Origin of the sequence: Rathayibacter agropyri (assembly GCF_013249015.1) — a bacterium.
GTDB classification, from domain to species: Bacteria; Actinomycetota; Actinomycetes; order Actinomycetales; family Microbacteriaceae; genus Rathayibacter; species Rathayibacter agropyri.
Genome location: NZ_JABRPL010000003.1, coordinates 398,363 through 415,364 on the forward strand (window position 1 = coordinate 398,363; position 17,002 = coordinate 415,364).

A 17,002-nucleotide genomic window follows, 5' to 3' on the forward strand; every position below is an offset into this window, starting at 1 on the left:
CGGTGGGGGTCAGTCGTCGTCGGAGTCGTCGCGATCGGCCGCGATCATCTCGACGATGGTGTCGACCGTCAGCCAGGGCCCGTTGCTCACCTCGCCGATCTTCTCGCGGTCCTTGAAGACGACAATGCGGTCGCTGAGGCGCACCACCTCCTCCAGCTCGGACGAAATGTAGACGACCGACACGCCCTCTTTCGCGAGCTGCGCGATGTGAGCCTGGATCTCGACCTTCGACGCCACGTCGATCCCGCGGGCCGGCTCGTCGAGCACGATCAGGCGAGGCCGGGTTGCGAGCCAGCGCGCCAGGACCACCTTCTGCTGGTTGCCTCCGGAGAGGTATTTCACGGGGATGTCGGGGTCGGCCGGAGAGATGTTGAGCGCCTCCACGTACGTCCTGACCAGGTCGTCGGTCTCGGCCGCCGACAGCGGGTGCGCCCAGCCGCGCAGCGCCTGTAGTCCCAGCACCAGGTTCTCGCGGAGGGAGAGGTCGCCGATGATCCCGTCCTCGCGCCGGTTCTCGCTCGAGTGGGCGATGCGGTGGCGCAGGCCCGAGACCGGATCGCCGATGTGCGCCGGCTCACCATCGATCAGCACCTCGCCCGTGTCGGGCTTCTCCACTCCGCTGACCAGCGACGCGAGCTCGGTGCGGCCCGAGCCGCGCAGGCCCGCGAAGCCGACGATCTCGCCGCGGTGCAACTCCAGATCGGTGGGGCCCACCGCGCCGCGGCGGCCGATGCCGCGGGCGCGGTAGATCGCCGGTCCGACGGGCTGGCGCCGGTGCTCACGGCGATCGGAGCCGATCTGCCGGAGCGCGTCGATGTCCTTGCCGATCATCTTCGCGATCAGCTCGGCCCGGTCGAGCGTGTGCGCCGGGTACTCGCCCACGGTGCCGCCGTCGCGCAGCACGGTCACCCGGTCGCTGAGGGTCAGGACCTGCTCGAGGAAGTGCGAGACGAAGAGGATCGCGACGCCCTGGCTGCGCAGCCTCCGGAGCACCGTGAAGAGCCGTGCGACGTCGCCGAGGTCGAGGCTCGACGTCGGCTCGTCCAGCACCAGCACCCGCGGCCGGTCGACCATCGCGCGGCTGATCGCGACCAGCTGGCGGATCGCCGGGGACAGCGAGCGCAGAGGGAGGTGCGGATCGAGGTCCTCGAGGCCGAGCTCGGCGAGCATCTCGGCGGCACGATGATGGGTGCGCGACCACGAGATACCGAAGCGACCGCGGATCTCGTGCCCGAGCATCACGTTCTCGCCGATGCTGAGGTTGTCGGTGAGCCGTTCGTCTTGGAACACGGCCGTGATGCCGACGGCCTTCGCCTCCGCGGGCCCGCTGAATCGGCGGGCGGCGCCGTCGACGACGATCTCTCCTGCGTCGGGCTTGTGGATGCCGGTGAGCGTCTTGATCAGCGTCGATTTTCCGGCGCCGTTCTCGCCCATCAGCCCGTGGATCTCGCCGGGCACGAGGCGCAGGTGCGCACCGTGCAGCGCAGGGCCCGAGGCGAAGGAGACGTGGATGCCGCTCATCTCAACGACGGGGGCCGCGGGACTCCGGGTCGTCCTCGATGCGATCGCCACGTGCCGTCCTCGGTTCGTGTGCGGCGCGTCATCAGGTCGACGCGCCAGGGGCTGACGCCGATGATACGCGAGCGGAGGTGGTGGAGAGGGCACGGTCCGGCCGGGTCCTCGGCGGTGCGGTGGAGGCGCGGACGACGAGTTCCGTGGCGATCCGCGTGCGCTGCGGGATCTCTTGCCCGCGGATCCGGGCGTGGATGACTTCGGCGACGGTCGTGCCCAGCCTGTCGAAGTCCTGACGGACCGTCGTGAGCGGAGGGAGGAAGTGCCGGGCCGTTGGCAGGTCGTCGAAACCGACGACGCTCACGTCCTCGGGCACCCGGATACCGCGCTCGACCAGGCCATGGATCACTCCGAGCGCCATCTCGTCGTTCGCGACGACCATCGCCGTGAAGTCGGGCACAGAGTGCAGGCTGGCCGCGAAGTCGTAGCCGGAGTCGGGGGTCCAGTCGCCGACGACGATCGGTCGCTCGTGCATCCCCCACGACTTCGCCCGGCTGTGGAATGCCCGCTCCCGGGCGCGCGCGTCGAGCCAGTCCAGCGGGCCGGCGAGGTGCAGGACGTCGCTGTGGCCGAGGCCGGCGAGGTGGTCGACGGCCTGGAACATCCCCGCCTGCTGGTCGACCGAGACGGTGAGGAAGTTGGGGTCCTTATCGCTCTTGACCACCAGCGTCGGCACGCCGATCTCGACCGTGCGCAGTGTGGCGACGGAGGAGGAGCGCGGCGCGATCACGCAGAGCGCGTCGATCCCGAGCCGCATCAGGTGCTCGATCGCGTCGACCGGCGTCATCTCGAGGTCGGGACGCAGCGCCACGGAGGTGATCGAGTAGCCCTTCTCGCGGGCGGCACGCTCGATCGCGCGGAGGGTGCTCGACGGGCCGTATTCGGCTCCGCTCTCGATCATCACTCCGATGCGGTCGGTGCGCTGGGTGACCAGAGAGCGGGCGGCGATGTTGGGCCGGTAGTTGAGTTCATTGACAGCCTCGAGGACCTTCTGGCGGGTCGATTCCTTGATGTTCGGGTGCCCGCTGAGCACCCGCGAGACGGTCATATGCGAGACGCCCGCGACCGCGGCGACATGACGGAGGTTCGGCCGATCGGCCATCTGAGGACCTCCTCCGCTCCCCGGGCGGGCGAGCCGCGCCGCCCCGGCATGCGCGAGGGGAAGGAGGCTCGGCCGCGGGGGTGGGACCAGCATAGCCAGGCCCACCCGATCGGCTCATGGCGAGATCGCGCGCGGTCGATGATCGGCCGACGAGGAGTGGGCGGGTACTGTCGAGAGCCATATGGCACGCGACAACGAACCGACCGTCACTCTCACCGACTCCCTTGAGGAGCGCCTCCGCGCCCAGGTCGCCCGCGAGGGGGAGCGCACGGTCGCTCTGCGCTCCGCGGCTCTGCTGAAGGGCGGTTATGAAGGCGAGTCCTTCCTCCTGACCGTCGGCGGCGAGCACGCCGCTGGAGTGCTGAAGGGTGCTCCGTCGCTGTACTGGCCCGAACTCTGGGGCGCCCGCGCGCTGCTCTACGTGTGGGATGACGAAGCGGCGGACGCGGTGACCGCCGGCCTGGCGAATGCCTCGTGGCGGGTGCGCGAGATGTGCGCGCGCGTCTGCGCCGAGCGCGTGCTCGGCGGCCAGAAGAAGTTGGCACGCCTCACCACCGATGAGTATCCGCGGGTCCGGTCCGCCGGGGCCCGTGCGCTTGTTGCCGCGGCGCTCGCCGGGATGGCGTCGGGTCGCGATGAGAAGGGCGAATTCGCGGCGAGCGTCGAGAGCACGCTGACGGCGATGCTCCGCGACCCCGACCGAGACGTCCGCCGCGCCGCGCAGCAGGCGGCCGACGCGCTGCGCTCCGCGCGCGGCTGACGCGCCCGCGTCCCTCCCCCCTCGCGCACACCACTCGCCGCGAACGTGCGCCTGCGCCGCGTCGATCCGTCGCAGGCGGCCCGTGCAGGGCGGTGGCACGGGCCGGTCGAGACGGATCTCACCCCGCGTTCGGAGGCGGGGATCGGGTCCGCGGTGGGACGCTCCGTTAGCCTCGGAGGAGCGCCGGGGATGGTGACGTACCGGCCGGAAGGAGAGCCATGTTCGCACCGCTCGCGGGGGTCCGAGTTCTCGAACTCGGGAACTTCATTGCCGCGCCGACCGCGGGGCGGCTGCTGGCCGACTTTGGCGCCGAGGTGATCAAGGTCGAGCGTCCCGGCACGGGGGACGAGCTGCGTCGGTGGCGGCTGCACGAGGGCTCAGACACGTCGCTGCTGTTTCACACGCTCAACCGCAACAAGCGCTCGATCGCCCTCGACCTGCGCACGGAGGAGGGTCGGGACGTCGTGCGGCGCCTCGTCGCGGAGTGCGACGTCGTGCTTGAGAACTTCCGGCCCGGCACGCTCGAGCGCTGGGGAATCGGGCCCGATGTGCTCGACGCGGCGAAGCCGGGCATCGTGATCGGACGCATCTCGGCATTCGGTCAAACCGGTCCGCTCTCGGCCCGACCCGGGTTCGCGGCGGTGGCGGAGGCGATGGGTGGGTTTCGGGAACTCGTCGGCGACCCGGACCGGCCGCCCGTGCGCGTTGGCGTCTCGATCGGCGACTCCATCGCGGGTCTGTACGCCGGGTACGGCGTGATGATGGCGCTCTTCCAGCGCGAGCGGCGGCGGGCCGCCGGTCAGGGTCCGGCTCCGCTGGTCGAGCGGATCATCGACGTCGCGCTGAACGAGGCGATGTTGTCGATGACGGAGTCGCTGATCCCCGACTACGAGGCGCACGGCATCGTCCGCGAGCGTGTCGGCGGGCGGATGGAGGGCATCGCCCCGTCGAACGCCTACACCTGCTCAGACGGGTCGAGCATCGTCGTCGCGGGCAACGCCGATGCGATCTTCCAGCGTCTGATGACGATCATCGGGCGAAGCGACCTGGGCCAGGACCCGGGGCTTGCCACGAACGAGCTGCGGTGGCGGCGGCGCGATGAGCTGGATGCGGCGATCGGAGCGTGGACGGGCCGCCTGACCTCGTCCGAGGCGCTCGCGGTCCTCGACGAGAACGGCGTCCCGTCCGGGCCGATCTATACCGCCGCCGACATCAGCACGAACGAGCAGTACGCCGCACGCGACATGATCCAACGCTTCGACGTGGAGGACGGCGGCGGGACGATCCCGGCGGTCGGCTTCCCCGGGATTGTGCCGGTGCTTGGCGGGCGCTCTCTGCCCATCCGGACTCTCGCGCCCGCCCTGGGCCAGGACACCGAGGAGGTGCTGGCGATGCTCCAGCGCACCGGCACCGAGGACGGCGACCGGTGACCGCGCTCGCCGCCGCGCGCCTGCGCGATGTGACCCTCCGCGACGGCCTCCAGCTGACCGGCAAGCTGCTCTCGACCGAGCGGAAGGTCGACCTCGCCCGCGCCCTGCTCGCCGCGGGCGTGCCCGAGCTCGAGATCGGCTCGCTGGCGCGCGGCGACCTCGTGCCGCCGATGGCCGACACGCTCGACGTGATCGCGGCGCTGACCCCGGAAGAACTTGAGCGCTGCTGGGTGTGGGTCGCGACTCCGCGCCACGTCGAGCGCGCCGCGGCCGCGGGCGCCCGACGGTTCCAGTACTGCTTCTCGGCGTCCGACTCCCACAACAGGGCCAACATCGGTCGCTCGACCGAGGCGAGCCTGGACGCGATGCCGGACGCAGTCGCGCTCGCCCACGGCGTCGGCGGACGACTTCAACTGTGCATCGCCACGTCGTTCACCTGCCCGTTCGAGGGAGCAGTCGATCCCGACCGCGTGATCGCGATCGCCCAGGACCCCCGGGCGGAGGGAGCGGAGGACGTGGTCGTCTGCGACACGCTCGGCCAGGCCCACCCGGGCCAGGTCGCCTCGCTCATCGGCCGGGTCGCGGCGGAGACGCCCGTGCGTGAGATCGTCTTCCACGGCCACGACACCTGGGGCTCCGGCGTGGCAAACGCGATCGCCGCCGTGCAGGCGGGAGCGAGCGTCGTGGACGGTGCCCTCGGTGGCATGGGCGGCTGCCCGTTCGCCCCGGGCGCCAGCGGCAACACGGCGACCGAGGACCTCCTGTTCGCGCTGCGTCCGGACTGGCTCACCCCGTCCGGATTCGCCGCGCTCGTCGGCGAGTCGGAGGCGCTGCTCACGGACCTCGGCGAGCCGAACCGCTCCCGGGCCCGCGAGGGCGCCCGCTCGAACGCGCCCGCGTTCCCCTGGGCTGTGGGGGCCTGAACGGCGGCTGCGCAGCAGAGGGTGACGAGGACCTGCACTCAGTTCGATGCCGCGCCGTCGCGCTTCTCGCGCTTGAGCCGGCGCTTGACGGCGCGCTCCGTGAGCACCGAGAGGTAGTCCTGCACGGGCCGGTCCACGAGATCGGCGAGTTCCTCGCGCACGAGGGGGGCCACCTGCTCCTCGCTCTGCTCGGGGAACTTTTTGCGCACGGCCGCAGTCACGTCGCGCACCACCTGGTCGGCATCGAAGTCAGTCGTCATGCCGACATGATCCTCCCTGTCGGTGAACGGAAGATGACCCCCCCTTCGGGTCCGGGCGGGAATCGGTGCTTGACCGCTCCGCACCGGAGGGTGCAGCAGGCGGGGCGATCACAGGAAGTCGATGTCGCACAGCATCCCGTCATCCGGATCAGCGCCCTCGGCGCGCGGGATAGACGGCAGCGGGTCATCCTGCTCCTCGAGAACGACTGCGGTCGTCGCCGCGATCGTCACCTCCACCGGCCCGCCATCTGCCGTACGCAGGGCCAGGAATGCGGGAGCGGCGCGCATCGCCTCGAGAACAGCCTTCTTCATCTCGGCCATCCGCACGCCCGACGCGAGCCGGTACGTCCTCTCGTGCACCGTGATCTGCAGCACTGCCGCCTCCTCTGCGATACCTCGCACGGCTGACGCTACGGACCACATGGCGTGCAGGGGATCCGTTGACCGCGACGGTCAGGAGGAGTTACGCGAGGAACGCGGAGAGGTACCCGCTGTGTGTGTGCTGATTATGCTGCACGAGTGACTTCAGGGGGATTGACAGATGTCCACACGTTCGAGGGCTGGTTGCCGGAGTGCCAAGACCAGCTCGGATTCTGGATCCGGGGGTGGGCGGAGTTCGGGGTGCGGGGCGAGCCCCTCCATCCGGTCGTCGAGGCATTCCGGCGTCTGATCGACGGTGATCCTGTTCTGCGGATGCACGCGCACCAGATGATCGAGCAGGTGCCGTCCGGTGGTCAGTACGAGCGGCGGCGGCTCGAGAGCGTCGAACAGATGCTGGAACTGATCAACGCCCTCCTGCACGTCGCCCCCGAGTTCAGTTCCGACATCATGGTGATGGCTCCCTTCGTCGGAATCCTCGACTGGACCATCGCGACTCCCGCCGGGTTCGCCTTCTACCGGGACCCGCGGGTGAACACCGCGCTCCGCGACATCCTGACGGCGTGGTCGGCTTTCCTCTCGGGCCCGGACTCCCGCTCGGTGCTGACGGACGGGGAGTCCGGCTGGCTCAGCCCAGAGGCTCGGGAGGCGGTCGGTCTCGATCAGTACGTCGTCGACGCGGACGACGAGCACGGCGGCTTCGCGTCGTGGAACGACTTCTTTACCCGCCGGTTCCGGGACGGTCAGCGGCCGGTCGCCGGTGCGGACGACTCCGCAGTGATCGTCAGCCCCTGCGAGGCGACGCCCTACCGGATCGCGAGCAGGGTGCAGCGGCGCGACGAGTTCTGGGTCAAGAGCGAGCTGTACTCCCTCGAGGATCTGCTGGCCGGCGACGAGGCCGTCGAGGGCTTCGTCGGCGGCACGGTCTTCCAGGCTTTCCTGAGCCCTCTTAACTACCACCGCTGGCACGCGCCCGTCGCGGGGACCGTCGTGCGCGCCTTCGTCGTGCCCGGAACCTACTTCTCCGCGGCCGACTGCCACGGCGCGGGCGCGGCGGACCTCACCGTCTCGCAGAGCTACCTCGCCCACGTCGCGACGCGGGCGATCCTCCTCATCGACGCGGATGATCCGGCGATCGGGCTCGTCGCGGTCGTGTTCGTCGGAATGTTCGACGTCTCCTCCTGCCTCCTCGCGGAGCCACTTGTTCCCGGCGTTCACGTCGACAAGGGCGACGAGGTCGGGTTTTTCCAGTACGGAGGGTCGTCGGTCTGCGTCGTGTTCGAGCCTGGAGCGGTCGAGAACTTCGCGATCGAGGCCATCCCGCAGGCCGCTGAGGAGACCCCGACTCTGCTCCTCGTCCGCTCCCGCTTGGCGACCGCGCGTCGACAACTCGTGCCGGAGGCGAATTCCCAGTGCCCCTAGTCCGGGGGGACTGGCGGGTCTACGCTGGCGCCAGCGCGACGGTTAGTTGCGCAGCCTGCATCGAGGATCCTCTGGAGAACGCACGATGGGCATCGACGGGGAGCAACCGGCTAGGCCGGATCTCACACCGGCCGAACGGGCCGCAAGCATCGACATCCTGATGAAGCTCGGCGAGTCGCTGCGGAGACCGGGTGGTGTCAATCCTGCCCTGGCAGCGGTCGTGGCGACGCGCGCGCGAGGCCTGCTGCAGGAACTCCTGCCGCAGACCGGGCTGCGCGGTTTTGCCTCCCAGGGTCGGATGACGGCGATCGACGGGCCACCCGTGCCGGCCAGCCGCTCGCAGCGCCTGCCGCACCTCTAGGTCCCCGTCGCCTCTTCTGTTCACAACTCAGGATGGATGCCGTCCTGACCGCCGGAATCCGCGGATCCCCGGCGTCCGATCACGCATCCATCCTGAGTTATGAACAGGATCGGGGGCACGGCCGCCCCAACGCCGTCCACAGTGCGCCGATACCCTGGACCGCGACCGCCCCCTCCCGAGCCAGACGCCGTCCTCCCGCTCGCCACCACTTCGGACGGAACCCCACCATGCCGCACCAGCCCGCGCCCGCCGATCAGGCCCCGCACTCACTCTGGCGGGGCCTGCGCCAGACGCTGCAGAAGGACACCATCGGCGGCGCCCTCCTGCTCGCGTCGACCCTCCTCGCGCTGATCATCGCGAACAGCCCGGCGTCCGGCCTCTACGCCGCCGCGCGCGACGTCCGGATCGGCCCTGAGGCGCTGCATCTCAATCTCAGTGTTGGCTCCTGGGCCGCCGACGGGCTGCTGGCGATCTTCTTCTTCGTCGTCGGGCTGGAGCTGAAGGAGGAGTTCGTCGTCGGCAAGCTGCGCAACGCCCGCACCGCCGTGGTGCCGATCGTGGCCGCGGTCGGCGGAGTTGCCGTGCCCGCGCTGATCTTCACCGCCGTCAACCTGCCCCGTGGAGGAGCAGCGCTGGGTGGCTGGGCGATCCCTGCGGCTACCGACATCGCCTTCGCGGTCGCCGTCATCGCCGTGGTCGGGAAGTTCCTCCCGCCGGCCCTGCGGACCTTTCTCTTAACGCTCGCCGTGGTCGACGATCTGATCGCGATCACGATCATCGCCGTCTTCTACACGGCAGGCATCGACGTCCTCATGCTCGCCCTGGCGCTGATCCCGCTCGCGGTCTTCGCGGTCTGCGTGCAGCGCGGCGTGCGCGCGTGGTGGGTGCTGATCCCGCTCGCAGTCGCGACCTGGGCGCTCGTGCACGCCTCCGGGATTCACGCAACGGTCGCCGGCGTGCTGCTCGGCTTCACGGTGCCGGTTCTCGCCACGACTCGGGCGCGGGTGCAGGTGAGCACCGACGGCGAGCCGCTGTACGACGGGCTCGCCGCGCACTTCGCGGATCGTTGGAGCGTGCTCTCCTCGACGGTCGCGGTGCCGGTCTTCGCGTTCTTCTCGGCCGGAGTGACGGTCGGCGGCGTCACCGGTCTGCTCGACTCGCTCCAGGATTCCATCGCGCTGGGCATCATCGCCGGTCTCGTGCTCGGCAAGCCGCTCGGCATCGTGGGCAGCACCTTCCTGCTGACCCGGATCCGGGGGATCGGCCTCGATGCGTCGCTGCGCTGGGCGGATGTGATCGGCATGGCGTTCGTCGCCGGTATCGGCTTCACGGTCTCGCTGCTGGTCGGCGAACTCTCCTACGGGGCGGGCAGCGACTCCGACGCCCACGTCAAGGTCGGCGTGCTGGCAGGCTCGCTCGTCGCCGCGCTAATCGGCGGTGCGATCCTGTCGATCCGCAACCGGCACTACCGGCGACTGCGGGGATGACGCCGGGCACCGATCGTTCGACGAGGCCCGTTACTCTCGGCAATGCTCCACCCGAGCATCCGAATCCCCGAGGAGCCCCCATGGCTGATCCGACCGTCCTCTTCGTCTGCATTCACAACGCTGGTCGCTCGCAGATGGCCGCGGGGTACCTCCGCGAGCTCTCCGGCGGCGCCGTCCAGGTGCGCTCCGGCGGCTCCGAGCCCGGAGACTCGATCAACCCGGTCGCGGTGCGGGCGATGGCGGAGGAGGGCATCGACATCTCGCAGGCCGTGCCGCAGCTGATGACCACCGAGCAGGTCCAGGAGTCCGACGTCGTCATCACGATGGGGTGCGGTGACGTCTGCCCGGTGTTCCCCGGCAAGCGCTACGAGGACTGGGACCTCGCCGACCCGCGCGGCAAGGATCTCGACGAGGTGCGGCCGATTCGCGACGACATCAAGCGCCGCGTGCAGGCCCTCGTTGCCGAGTTGCTCTGAGCCGAGAGGACGCGGCTCCCGCCCGGGCCGCCGCTCCAGTAGGTTGCGGAAATGAGGTGGCGAGCGCACGCGGCGGTCGTGCTCGTTCTCACGCTCGTGGGGTGCACGCCGGTGCCCAGTGGTCCGCCGGCGTCGTCCGAGGCGTCCCCGTCCTCGCAGCCGTCCGAGGGGCAGGTCGTCGGAGGCTACGGCGACCTGCACGTCGCGCCCGACGGGGGGATGCTCTTCTGCGTGTCCCCCGTCGACCCGGGCTTCACCGGGAGCTGGCGGGAGTGCGGGGACGGCATCCGCACCGAGGGCGTGGATCCCGCGGTGATCGACGCCACCCTTGGCGACACCGGCACGGCCGACCCGGGTGGTCACCGCTGGGTCGGTGCGGCGGAGGGCCGGCGCACCCTCGACGACGGCACCCACGTCTACACGGTGTTCCTCGCAGGCACGCGCACGGACGACTCCTTCACCATCACCTCCGTTGGTACTGGCGAGTACATGATTCCGCTCGAGTACCAGGAGCTGCGGCCCGGGACGCCGGGCGGCTTCCTCGTGCGGGTCGTCCCGATCGACTGACTCTCAGCGGGCGCGGCCGGTAGGTGCTGATCAGCGCGTCGAAGAGGTCGTTCATCCGCTCGTCGACTGTGCGGCGCGACGGATCGGCGTCGTACCACTCGATGATCTCCCGGGCGCCATCGCTGAAGCGGACCGAGGGGGAGTACGCCGGGACGACGCCGCGGATTTTCGCGGTGTCGAAGACCATCGAGTGCGCCTTGTCGCCAATCATGCCGGCGCCGAAGCTCGCTCCGCCCAGGTCTGTGCCGACGCGACGATCTCCCGTTCATAACTCAGGAAGGACTTCGTCCGGAGGCGCCGAGATCCGCGGAAAACGGGTCGGGCGGAGGCATCCTTCCTGAGTTATGAACGCGACGGACCCGTCGTAGCATCATGCAGTGCCCGACGAACCCCGCCTGATCGAAACGACGGCCGCCGATCCTGCCGCGACCACCCTCTTCGCCCTGCAGGAGGCCGACCTCCTGGCCCGCTACGGCGATGACGACACCGGCCCGCGGCCCCCGCTCGACGCGCCGACCCTCCTGCTCGAGTCGGGCGGCGCCCTGGTCGGCTGCGTGGCCCTCGCCGTCGAAGACGGGGTGGGCGAGATCAAGCGGATGTTCGTGGTCGAGGCCGCACGCGGGCGGGGGCTGAGCCGGGTCCTGCTCGCCGGAGTGGAGCGGCTGACCGAGCGCGCGGGCATCGAGATGCTGCGCCTGGTGACCGGCACCGAGCAGCCCGAAGCGATGTCCCTCTACGCGAGCGCCGGCTACGCGCTCATCCCCGGCTACGGCTACTGGGGCGAGCAGCCCAACGTCCGCTGCTACGCGAAGCGCCTCCGCTCGTCCGGTCGGCTCTCGTCGCCAGAGTGAGAGGCCGACCTCAGCGCCCGCGCAGCAGCACCTCGACCCCGAGGTGATCGCTGCCGTTCGCGGGGAGGACGCTGCCGGCGGCGTCGAACCCGCGAACGAGGACGTGATCGAGCCGGACGACGGGAGCGTCCGCCGGCCAGGTCGGGCGCAGGTCGGCCGCCTCGTTGACCCGGGTGCGCAGAGGGGCGACCAGCGGATCGAGGGAGCCGCCGTTGAGGTCACCGGCGACGAGGATCCGATGGGAGTCGTCGTCGGCGAGCTCGGACCCCAGAGCGGCAAGCATCCCCTCCCGGTCGTCGTCGCCGCCCGCCCGCAGTGAGGCCGCGTGGACGACGTAGAGGCGGACGGTCCCGAGGTCCGTGCCGACATCCACGCGCAGCGCCCGGTTCCAGTCCAGGCCGAGTGCGAGCGGGGAGCCGTCGCTGAGTGGTCGGGTACTCCACACGCCGACGGACCCGACCCGGTAGACGTGCGGATAGTGCTCGGCGAGGGTGTCGGAGACCGCGTCGGCGGCCCGTGGAGTAAGTTCCTGCAACGCAATCACGGTCGGGTTCCGGGCGGCGAGAGAGCGTGCCGTGGCCGCGGGATCCTCGTTCTCGGAGTGCAGGTTCTCGGTGATGATCGACAATTCCGCCGCCGCAGGATCGAGCTGCGCGGTCAAGGCCGGCACAAAGATCACTGTCCAGGTCAGCGCCAACATGAGCGCGGCCACCATAATGCGTCGTGAGCGGGCGGCCAGGCCCAGCACCGCTGTCGGGAGCAGTAGTGCCGCCGACCACGGCAGGAGGGTCCCGAGGATGGAGCCGGTTGCTCCGAGGGCGGCGAGCGGCTGGGGGAGGATCAGCAGACTGCTCGTTGCTAGCAGCACAACCACGACGAGGACGATGAGCGCGGTGCGCGCCGGCGATCCGCGTCGCTTCTGGGCGGGGCGAGCGGCGGCGGGGAGGCGGATCGCGGTCGTGGGCATCATGGGGTGAGCATCCGGGAGACGGATGAGGGGGAGATGAGCTCAGGCGGCGGCGAGCGAAATCCGGATGGTCGTGCCGCCGCCGGGGGAGTCCTCGGCGGTGATGTGTCCGCCGGCATCCGCGACGATCTGCGCGGCGATCGCCAGGCCCAGACCCGATCCCGGGGTCCCGCGGGAAGCCGTCCCACGATGGAACCGCTCGAATACCCGCTCCCGTTCTGCGGGCGGGATGCCGACGCCGTGATCCACGACGCGGATGATCACCTGGCGATCCCCGTCGCGGTCGACCTGGAGCACGACCGGGTGGCCTGCGCCGTACTTCCCCGCGTTGTCGAGTACGACGTCCAGGAGCCGGCCGAGGCGTCCCTCCGGAACAAGCGCCAGCACGCCTTCCGCCTCTGTCTCGAGCGTCACAGCGCTGGGCCAGCGGCGCCCGGCGGCCGCAACGGCCTCGCGTGCCGCGTCGATGACATCGGTCGCGGCCAGGACGGCGCGAGGTGCCCGATCGCCGCGAGCGAGCTCGGCGAGGTCATCGACGGTGAGGGTCATCGCGTCGAGCTCCTCGAGGAGCGCGGCCTGGAGCGCCGCCCGTGTCTGGTCGCTGAGCGGGCGGTCACCGGTGAGCAGCTGGACGTTCGTGCGCAGGGTGGTGAGCGGAGTCCTCAGCTCGTGCGAGGCGTCGGCGACGAAGTCGCGCTGCGTGTCCTGCGCGGCGGCGAGCTCGCCGAGCATCGCCGAGAACGAACGCGTCAGGCGGCCGAGTTCGTCGTCGCGTCCGGTGTCGCCAAGGTCGATCGGGGCGTGCGGGTCTGCCGTCGCCCTCACCCTTCGGACGGCATCGTCCAGGCGCCGGACGGGACGCAGGCCTGCGGTCGCGGCGAGTGCGCCGAGTGCTGCCGCGAGCAGGATCCCTGTTGCGCTCGCCACGGCGAGAGCGAGCGCGGTGCGCTGAAGCGCCGTGTCGGTCTGTCGCGTGGGCAGGCCCACCAGCACTGCCTCTCCCGCGCCCGTTGGCAGGACCAGCACCCGCACTCCCTCCGCTGTGTACCGCTCGCGTGGCGAGGAGCCTTCGATCACGGCGAGCGCCTCTCGGCTCACGCGCAGTGGGCCGTCGCCGGGCTCCGTCGCCGCATCGACCCGTCGGACGCAGGCCGGCTCGATGACGAAGCGGCAGGTGCTCCCGTTCTCGTTCGTCCACCCCGGGTCCGCGGCGATCAGGCGTTGCACGCGGGTCGCCTCGCGATCCAGGGCGGTGTTGAGGGAGCTGTCGAGCTGGGCGGACACGACGAACCAGGTCAGCGCCGACACGAGGATGACCGCGAGGGCCACCGCTGCGGCGACGACCGCGGCGACCCTGCGTCGCAGTGATCCGCTCCGCCTCCGCGTCACGGTTCGAGCCGGTAGCCGAGGCCGCGGACGGCGCGGATCGCCGGGGTGCCCGTCGCGGAGGTGATCTTGCGGCGCAGGGAGCTGACGGTGACGTCCAGCGTGTTCGAGGTCGGCGCGGGACCATCCGGCCAGGCCGCCTCGGTCAGCTCATCCCTCGTGCGAATCCGGGAGGGGTCGCGGAACAGCAGCTCCGCGACGATCGTCTCGAGGCGGGTCAGTTCGGTCACGCCCCCGGGGGCGTTCAGTCGGCGCTGGTCTCCGTCGAGCACGACGTCCCGCCACGTCACAGCGGCGGAGGCGGGGGCGCTGCGGCGAATCAGGGCGCGCACGCGGGCGCGCAGCTCGTTTACGTCGAAGGGCTTCCCGAGGTAGTCGTCGGCGCCGGCATCCAGCCCCGCGACGCGCTGCGGCGCGCGATCGTGGGCGGTGAGCATCATCACGGGCACGGAGTCGCCCGCTGCGCGCAGTGCACGGCAGACTCCGAGGCCGTCCAAGAACGGCATGGCCAGGTCCAGGACGACAGCGTCCGGGTCGTGCTCGGCGACCGCGGCGAGACCCGCACGTCCGTCGGGAGCGGTGACGACTCGGTGGCCGTCGGTCTCGAGCGCCACGCGGATGCCGAGTAGCACGCGGGGGTCGTCGTCGACGACGAGCACAACTGTCATGACCGGTGCGCCCCTCCCTCTCGCGCGCCGGTGGAACGACCTGCGCTGCTGCATCGTACGAGAGCGCACTGCATGCCGCGTCCCGTCCCTCGGCGGTGGCGCGCCGAGACGCCCGCCCCTCGCGGAGACACCGCCCACGCCGCGGTATCTCGCCGCACCGGCCGGTGTCTCGCCTCCAGTGACAGGGCGTTACCTTTTCGTTACGGAAAAAGCGCCTCAGTGACCAAACTAGGGGCACCCTGGGAATCGGCAGGTCCGGGGCGAACACTCATGTCCATGAACCAGACAGCGGCACCCGTGCGCCGGGCCAGCGAGCACCGTGCACGATTCTTTCTGCTCGCGGCCTTCGCCGGAGTCGTGACGGGCGGCGTCCTCCTCGCCATTGCCGAACTTGTCGCCCTCGCGGTCGCCCGCACCGCGAGCCCTGTGCTCGCGCTCGGGGCTTTTATTGTCGACATCGTCCCGCGGCCTCTCAAGGAGTTTGCGATCGAGACATTCGGCGAGAACGACAAGGTCTTCCTGCTGGCGAGCGTTGGCGCCGCTGTCGTGGTGGCCGCCGCAATTGCAGGCGTGCTCCAGCTGATCCGGCCGCCACTGGGCCAGGTGCTGCTCATCATCGCCGGCGGCCTTACGCTCGCGGCCATCGTCACCCGCGCCGGAGCCACGCCGCTCGCCGCGGTGCCCACGCTGGCCGGAATCATCGTCGCCGTCATCGTCATGCATCTCCTCTTCTCGCGCCTGCGCGCCTGGCGCACTGCTCGGGCCTCGGAGGCGAGGGGAACCGCCTCTGAGGCCCGCCCCGGGGCTCTCGAGCGCCGTAGTTTCTTCCGGGTGGCCCTGATCACCGCAGTCGGCGCTGCCGTCGTCGGGACCGGGGCCCGCCTCGTCAACGCCGCTACATCGTCGCTGACTCGCGTGCGGGAGGCGCTGCGCCTGCCGACTCCGCGCAGCACCGTCACCGTGCCGGCCGGCGCCGAGCTCGACATCGAGGGCCTCACGCCGCTCTACACGCCGAACGCCGACTTCTACCGCGTCGACACCGCTCTCACCGTGCCGAACATTGATCCGTCGACCTGGGCACTGAAGGTCACCGGCATGGTCGACCAGGAGGTGACGCTGACCCTCCAGCAGCTCTTCGACATGGGCGTCGATGAGTATGGCGTTACCCTCACCTGCGTTTCGAACCAGGTCGGCGGCGATCTGGTCGGCAACGCGAAGTGGCTCGGCGTGCCGATCCGCGACGTGCTCGCCCTGGCCGGGGTGCAGAGCGGAGCGGACATGGTCCTCTCCAGCAGCATCGACGGCTACACCGCGTCGACTCCGCTCGCCTCCCTCACCGACGACGGACTCGACGCGATTCTCGCGGTCGGCATGAACGGTGAGGCGCTGCCCTTCGAGCACGGGTTCCCGGTGCGGATGGTCGTACCCGGCCTTTATGGTTACGTCTCGGCCACCAAGTGGCTGACCGAATTGAAGGTGACCACGTTCGCGGCCGACGAGGCCTATTGGACGCCGCGCGGCTACTCCGCGCAGGCCCCGATCAAGATGTCCTCGCGGATCGACACCCCCCGCATTGACGCGGCGATCCCGTCGGGCGCGACCAAGATTGCCGGAGTCGCCTGGGCGCAGACCGTCGGCATTGCGAAGGTCGAGGTGAGCATCGACAGCGGCGACTGGCAGGAGGCGACGCTCTCGACTCCAGTGAACGTCGATACCTGGGTGCAGTGGTACGTCGATTGGCAGGCTGAGACCGGCGCGCACTACGTCGCGGTCCGCGCAGTGGACGCCAACGGCACGGTGCAGACGGAGGAGCGCGCGCCGATCGCGCCCGACGGCTCCTCGGGCTGGCAGCGCACCCTCGTCCGCGTGAGCTGACGGCGCTCGCCCGAAAGACGAGGAGGAGCCGACGCTCCGCGAGGCGGTGCGAGAGTCGACGGTCCTCCGCACCGTCCGCGGCGGCTAGGTCGAGCAGCTTGAGATCGAGCGGCTGGTCGCTCTCGCTCGCCGGGGCGGCGTGCGGCTGCGCGTGCTCACGCCGCCCTGCGGCCTTGTGCTCGTCGGCGATTCGATGCTCGGGGTGCTCGGCGAACCGGTGGCGGAGTAGGACGCCGTCGTCGCGGACGCGCGCGCCCACCGTCAGGGCCTTCGCTACACCATGCAGGAGATGGTCGGGATCGTTGTGCGCGGACCCGCGACCGGTACCAACGATTCACACCGCGGTTGGCGCGACCGAGGTGCTGACCCGCGCGTTGGTCAACCTCTGCAGCCGACCGGGAGGCGCACCCGCTAGACAGATGCCGACGGAATCATGCGTCTGATGGTCGTCCCGTGGCGGCGCGCAGGCGAACTGCTCGCCGAGGTGCTCCTCGCCCTGCGTTCCTCCGCAATGGAC

The 17,002-nt window shown here is 70.5% G+C and carries 17 protein-coding genes; 10 read left to right on the forward strand and 7 right to left on the reverse strand.

The window, feature by feature from the left end:
• Positions 1–9 precede the first annotated feature (9 nt).
• Both HRF29_RS10640 and HRF29_RS10645 read right to left on the reverse strand, forming a co-directional pair.
• On the reverse strand, positions 10–1,572 hold the full coding sequence (locus HRF29_RS10640) for a sugar ABC transporter ATP-binding protein (protein WP_343043718.1): 1,563 nt from the start codon (positions 1,570–1,572) through the stop codon (positions 10–12).
• A 31-nt stretch (positions 1,573–1,603) separates the two neighbouring features.
• A complete protein-coding gene (locus HRF29_RS10645) occupies positions 1,604–2,674 on the reverse strand; it encodes a LacI family DNA-binding transcriptional regulator (RefSeq protein WP_173248563.1) in 1,071 nt (356 codons plus the stop codon).
• A gap of 181 nt (positions 2,675–2,855) precedes the next feature.
• On the opposite strand from HRF29_RS10645, the gene HRF29_RS10650 reads away from it, so the two are divergent.
• The 3 genes from HRF29_RS10650 to HRF29_RS10660 all read left to right on the forward strand — a co-directional run bounded on the left by HRF29_RS10650 (position 2,856) and on the right by HRF29_RS10660 (position 5,787).
• Positions 2,856–3,434: a HEAT repeat domain-containing protein gene (locus HRF29_RS10650; protein ID WP_246226914.1), complete on the forward strand. Its 579-nt coding sequence runs from the start codon at positions 2,856–2,858 to the stop codon at positions 3,432–3,434.
• Positions 3,435–3,652: 218 nt separating this feature from the next.
• Positions 3,653–4,864 carry a CaiB/BaiF CoA transferase family protein gene (locus HRF29_RS10655; protein ID WP_173248565.1) on the forward strand — a complete coding sequence of 404 codons (1,212 nt, stop codon included), beginning with the start codon at positions 3,653–3,655 and terminating at the stop codon, positions 4,862–4,864.
• Positions 4,861–5,787 carry a beta/alpha barrel domain-containing protein gene (locus tag HRF29_RS10660; RefSeq protein ID WP_173248567.1) on the forward strand — a complete coding sequence of 309 codons (927 nt, stop codon included), beginning with the start codon at positions 4,861–4,863 and terminating at the stop codon, positions 5,785–5,787. The genes HRF29_RS10655 and HRF29_RS10660 overlap by 4 nt, the downstream gene beginning before the upstream one ends.
• A 38-nt stretch (positions 5,788–5,825) precedes the next feature.
• Here HRF29_RS10660 and HRF29_RS10665 read toward each other — a convergent pair whose 3' ends face one another.
• Entirely contained in the window at positions 5,826–6,047 is a 222-nt protein-coding gene (locus HRF29_RS10665) for a three-helix bundle dimerization domain-containing protein (RefSeq protein ID WP_173248569.1), read from the reverse strand.
• Between the two features lie 108 nt (positions 6,048–6,155).
• Positions 6,156–6,422, reverse strand: a complete 267-nt coding sequence (locus tag HRF29_RS10670; RefSeq protein ID WP_222929640.1) for a hypothetical protein — start codon at positions 6,420–6,422, stop codon at positions 6,156–6,158.
• Between the two features lie 159 nt (positions 6,423–6,581).
• Between HRF29_RS10670 and HRF29_RS10675 the strand changes: the two genes are divergently transcribed.
• The 6 genes from HRF29_RS10675 to HRF29_RS10700 all read left to right on the forward strand — a co-directional run bounded on the left by HRF29_RS10675 (position 6,582) and on the right by HRF29_RS10700 (position 11,589).
• Positions 6,582–7,847: a phosphatidylserine decarboxylase family protein gene (locus tag HRF29_RS10675; protein WP_173248573.1), complete on the forward strand. Its 1,266-nt coding sequence runs from the start codon at positions 6,582–6,584 to the stop codon at positions 7,845–7,847.
• An 85-nt stretch (positions 7,848–7,932) separates the two neighbouring features.
• The gene (locus HRF29_RS10680; RefSeq protein ID WP_173248575.1) at positions 7,933–8,208 is read left to right on the forward strand and encodes a hypothetical protein; all 276 of its coding nucleotides are present in this window, start codon (positions 7,933–7,935) and stop codon (positions 8,206–8,208) included.
• 227 nt (positions 8,209–8,435) lie between these two features.
• Positions 8,436–9,695: a Na+/H+ antiporter NhaA gene (gene nhaA, locus HRF29_RS10685; RefSeq protein ID WP_173248577.1), complete on the forward strand. Its 1,260-nt coding sequence runs from the start codon at positions 8,436–8,438 to the stop codon at positions 9,693–9,695.
• 80 nt (positions 9,696–9,775) lie between these two features.
• Complete coding sequence (locus tag HRF29_RS10690) at positions 9,776–10,171, forward strand: arsenate reductase ArsC (RefSeq protein WP_173248579.1); 396 nt, start codon at positions 9,776–9,778, stop codon at positions 10,169–10,171.
• 51 nt (positions 10,172–10,222) lie between these two features.
• Positions 10,223–10,738, forward strand: coding sequence for a hypothetical protein (locus HRF29_RS10695; protein WP_173248581.1), 516 nt, complete (start codon positions 10,223–10,225; stop codon positions 10,736–10,738).
• Between the two features lie 377 nt (positions 10,739–11,115).
• Positions 11,116–11,589, forward strand: a complete 474-nt coding sequence (locus tag HRF29_RS10700; RefSeq protein ID WP_173248583.1) for a GNAT family N-acetyltransferase — start codon at positions 11,116–11,118, stop codon at positions 11,587–11,589.
• Between the two features lie 10 nt (positions 11,590–11,599).
• Here the strand turns inward: HRF29_RS10700 and HRF29_RS10705 are convergent, their stop codons facing one another.
• The 3 genes from HRF29_RS10705 to HRF29_RS10715 are packed head-to-tail and all read right to left on the reverse strand — an operon-like array spanning position 11,600 to position 14,610.
• Positions 11,600–12,559: an endonuclease/exonuclease/phosphatase family protein gene (locus HRF29_RS10705; protein WP_173248585.1), complete on the reverse strand. Its 960-nt coding sequence runs from the start codon at positions 12,557–12,559 to the stop codon at positions 11,600–11,602.
• A 39-nt stretch (positions 12,560–12,598) separates the two neighbouring features.
• Positions 12,599–13,945 (reverse strand): ATP-binding protein, encoded by a 1,347-nt coding sequence (locus tag HRF29_RS15355; RefSeq protein ID WP_173248587.1) that lies wholly within the window; start codon positions 13,943–13,945, stop codon positions 12,599–12,601.
• Positions 13,942–14,610 (reverse strand): response regulator transcription factor, encoded by a 669-nt coding sequence (locus HRF29_RS10715; RefSeq protein WP_173248589.1) that lies wholly within the window; start codon positions 14,608–14,610, stop codon positions 13,942–13,944. The genes HRF29_RS15355 and HRF29_RS10715 overlap by 4 nt, the downstream gene beginning before the upstream one ends.
• Positions 14,611–14,886: 276 nt before the next feature.
• Between HRF29_RS10715 and HRF29_RS10720 the strand changes: the two genes are divergently transcribed.
• Positions 14,887–16,485 carry a molybdopterin-dependent oxidoreductase gene (locus HRF29_RS10720; protein WP_173248591.1) on the forward strand — a complete coding sequence of 533 codons (1,599 nt, stop codon included), beginning with the start codon at positions 14,887–14,889 and terminating at the stop codon, positions 16,483–16,485.
• Positions 16,486–17,002: the final 517 nt, after the last annotated feature.

Excerpts from the sequence above, each read along its gene's own strand:
- HRF29_RS10645 (WP_173248563.1), bottom strand. The coding sequence starts at position 2,674 with ATGGCCGATCGGCCGAACCTCCGTCATGTCGCCGCGGTCGCGGGCGTC.
- HRF29_RS10650 (WP_246226914.1), top strand. The coding sequence starts at position 2,856 with ATGGCACGCGACAACGAACCGACCGTCACTCTCACCGACTCCCTTGAG.
- HRF29_RS10655 (WP_173248565.1), top strand. The coding sequence starts at position 3,653 with ATGTTCGCACCGCTCGCGGGGGTCCGAGTTCTCGAACTCGGGAACTTC.
- HRF29_RS10665 (WP_173248569.1), bottom strand. The coding sequence starts at position 6,047 with ATGACGACTGACTTCGATGCCGACCAGGTGGTGCGCGACGTGACTGCG.
- HRF29_RS10680 (WP_173248575.1), top strand. The coding sequence starts at position 7,933 with ATGGGCATCGACGGGGAGCAACCGGCTAGGCCGGATCTCACACCGGCC.
- nhaA (WP_173248577.1), top strand. The coding sequence starts at position 8,436 with ATGCCGCACCAGCCCGCGCCCGCCGATCAGGCCCCGCACTCACTCTGG.
- HRF29_RS10690 (WP_173248579.1), top strand. The coding sequence starts at position 9,776 with ATGGCTGATCCGACCGTCCTCTTCGTCTGCATTCACAACGCTGGTCGC.
- HRF29_RS10695 (WP_173248581.1), top strand. The coding sequence starts at position 10,223 with ATGAGGTGGCGAGCGCACGCGGCGGTCGTGCTCGTTCTCACGCTCGTG.
- HRF29_RS10705 (WP_173248585.1), bottom strand. The coding sequence starts at position 12,559 with ATGATGCCCACGACCGCGATCCGCCTCCCCGCCGCCGCTCGCCCCGCC.
- HRF29_RS10715 (WP_173248589.1), bottom strand. The coding sequence starts at position 14,610 with ATGACAGTTGTGCTCGTCGTCGACGACGACCCCCGCGTGCTACTCGGC.
- HRF29_RS10720 (WP_173248591.1), top strand. The coding sequence starts at position 14,887 with ATGAACCAGACAGCGGCACCCGTGCGCCGGGCCAGCGAGCACCGTGCA.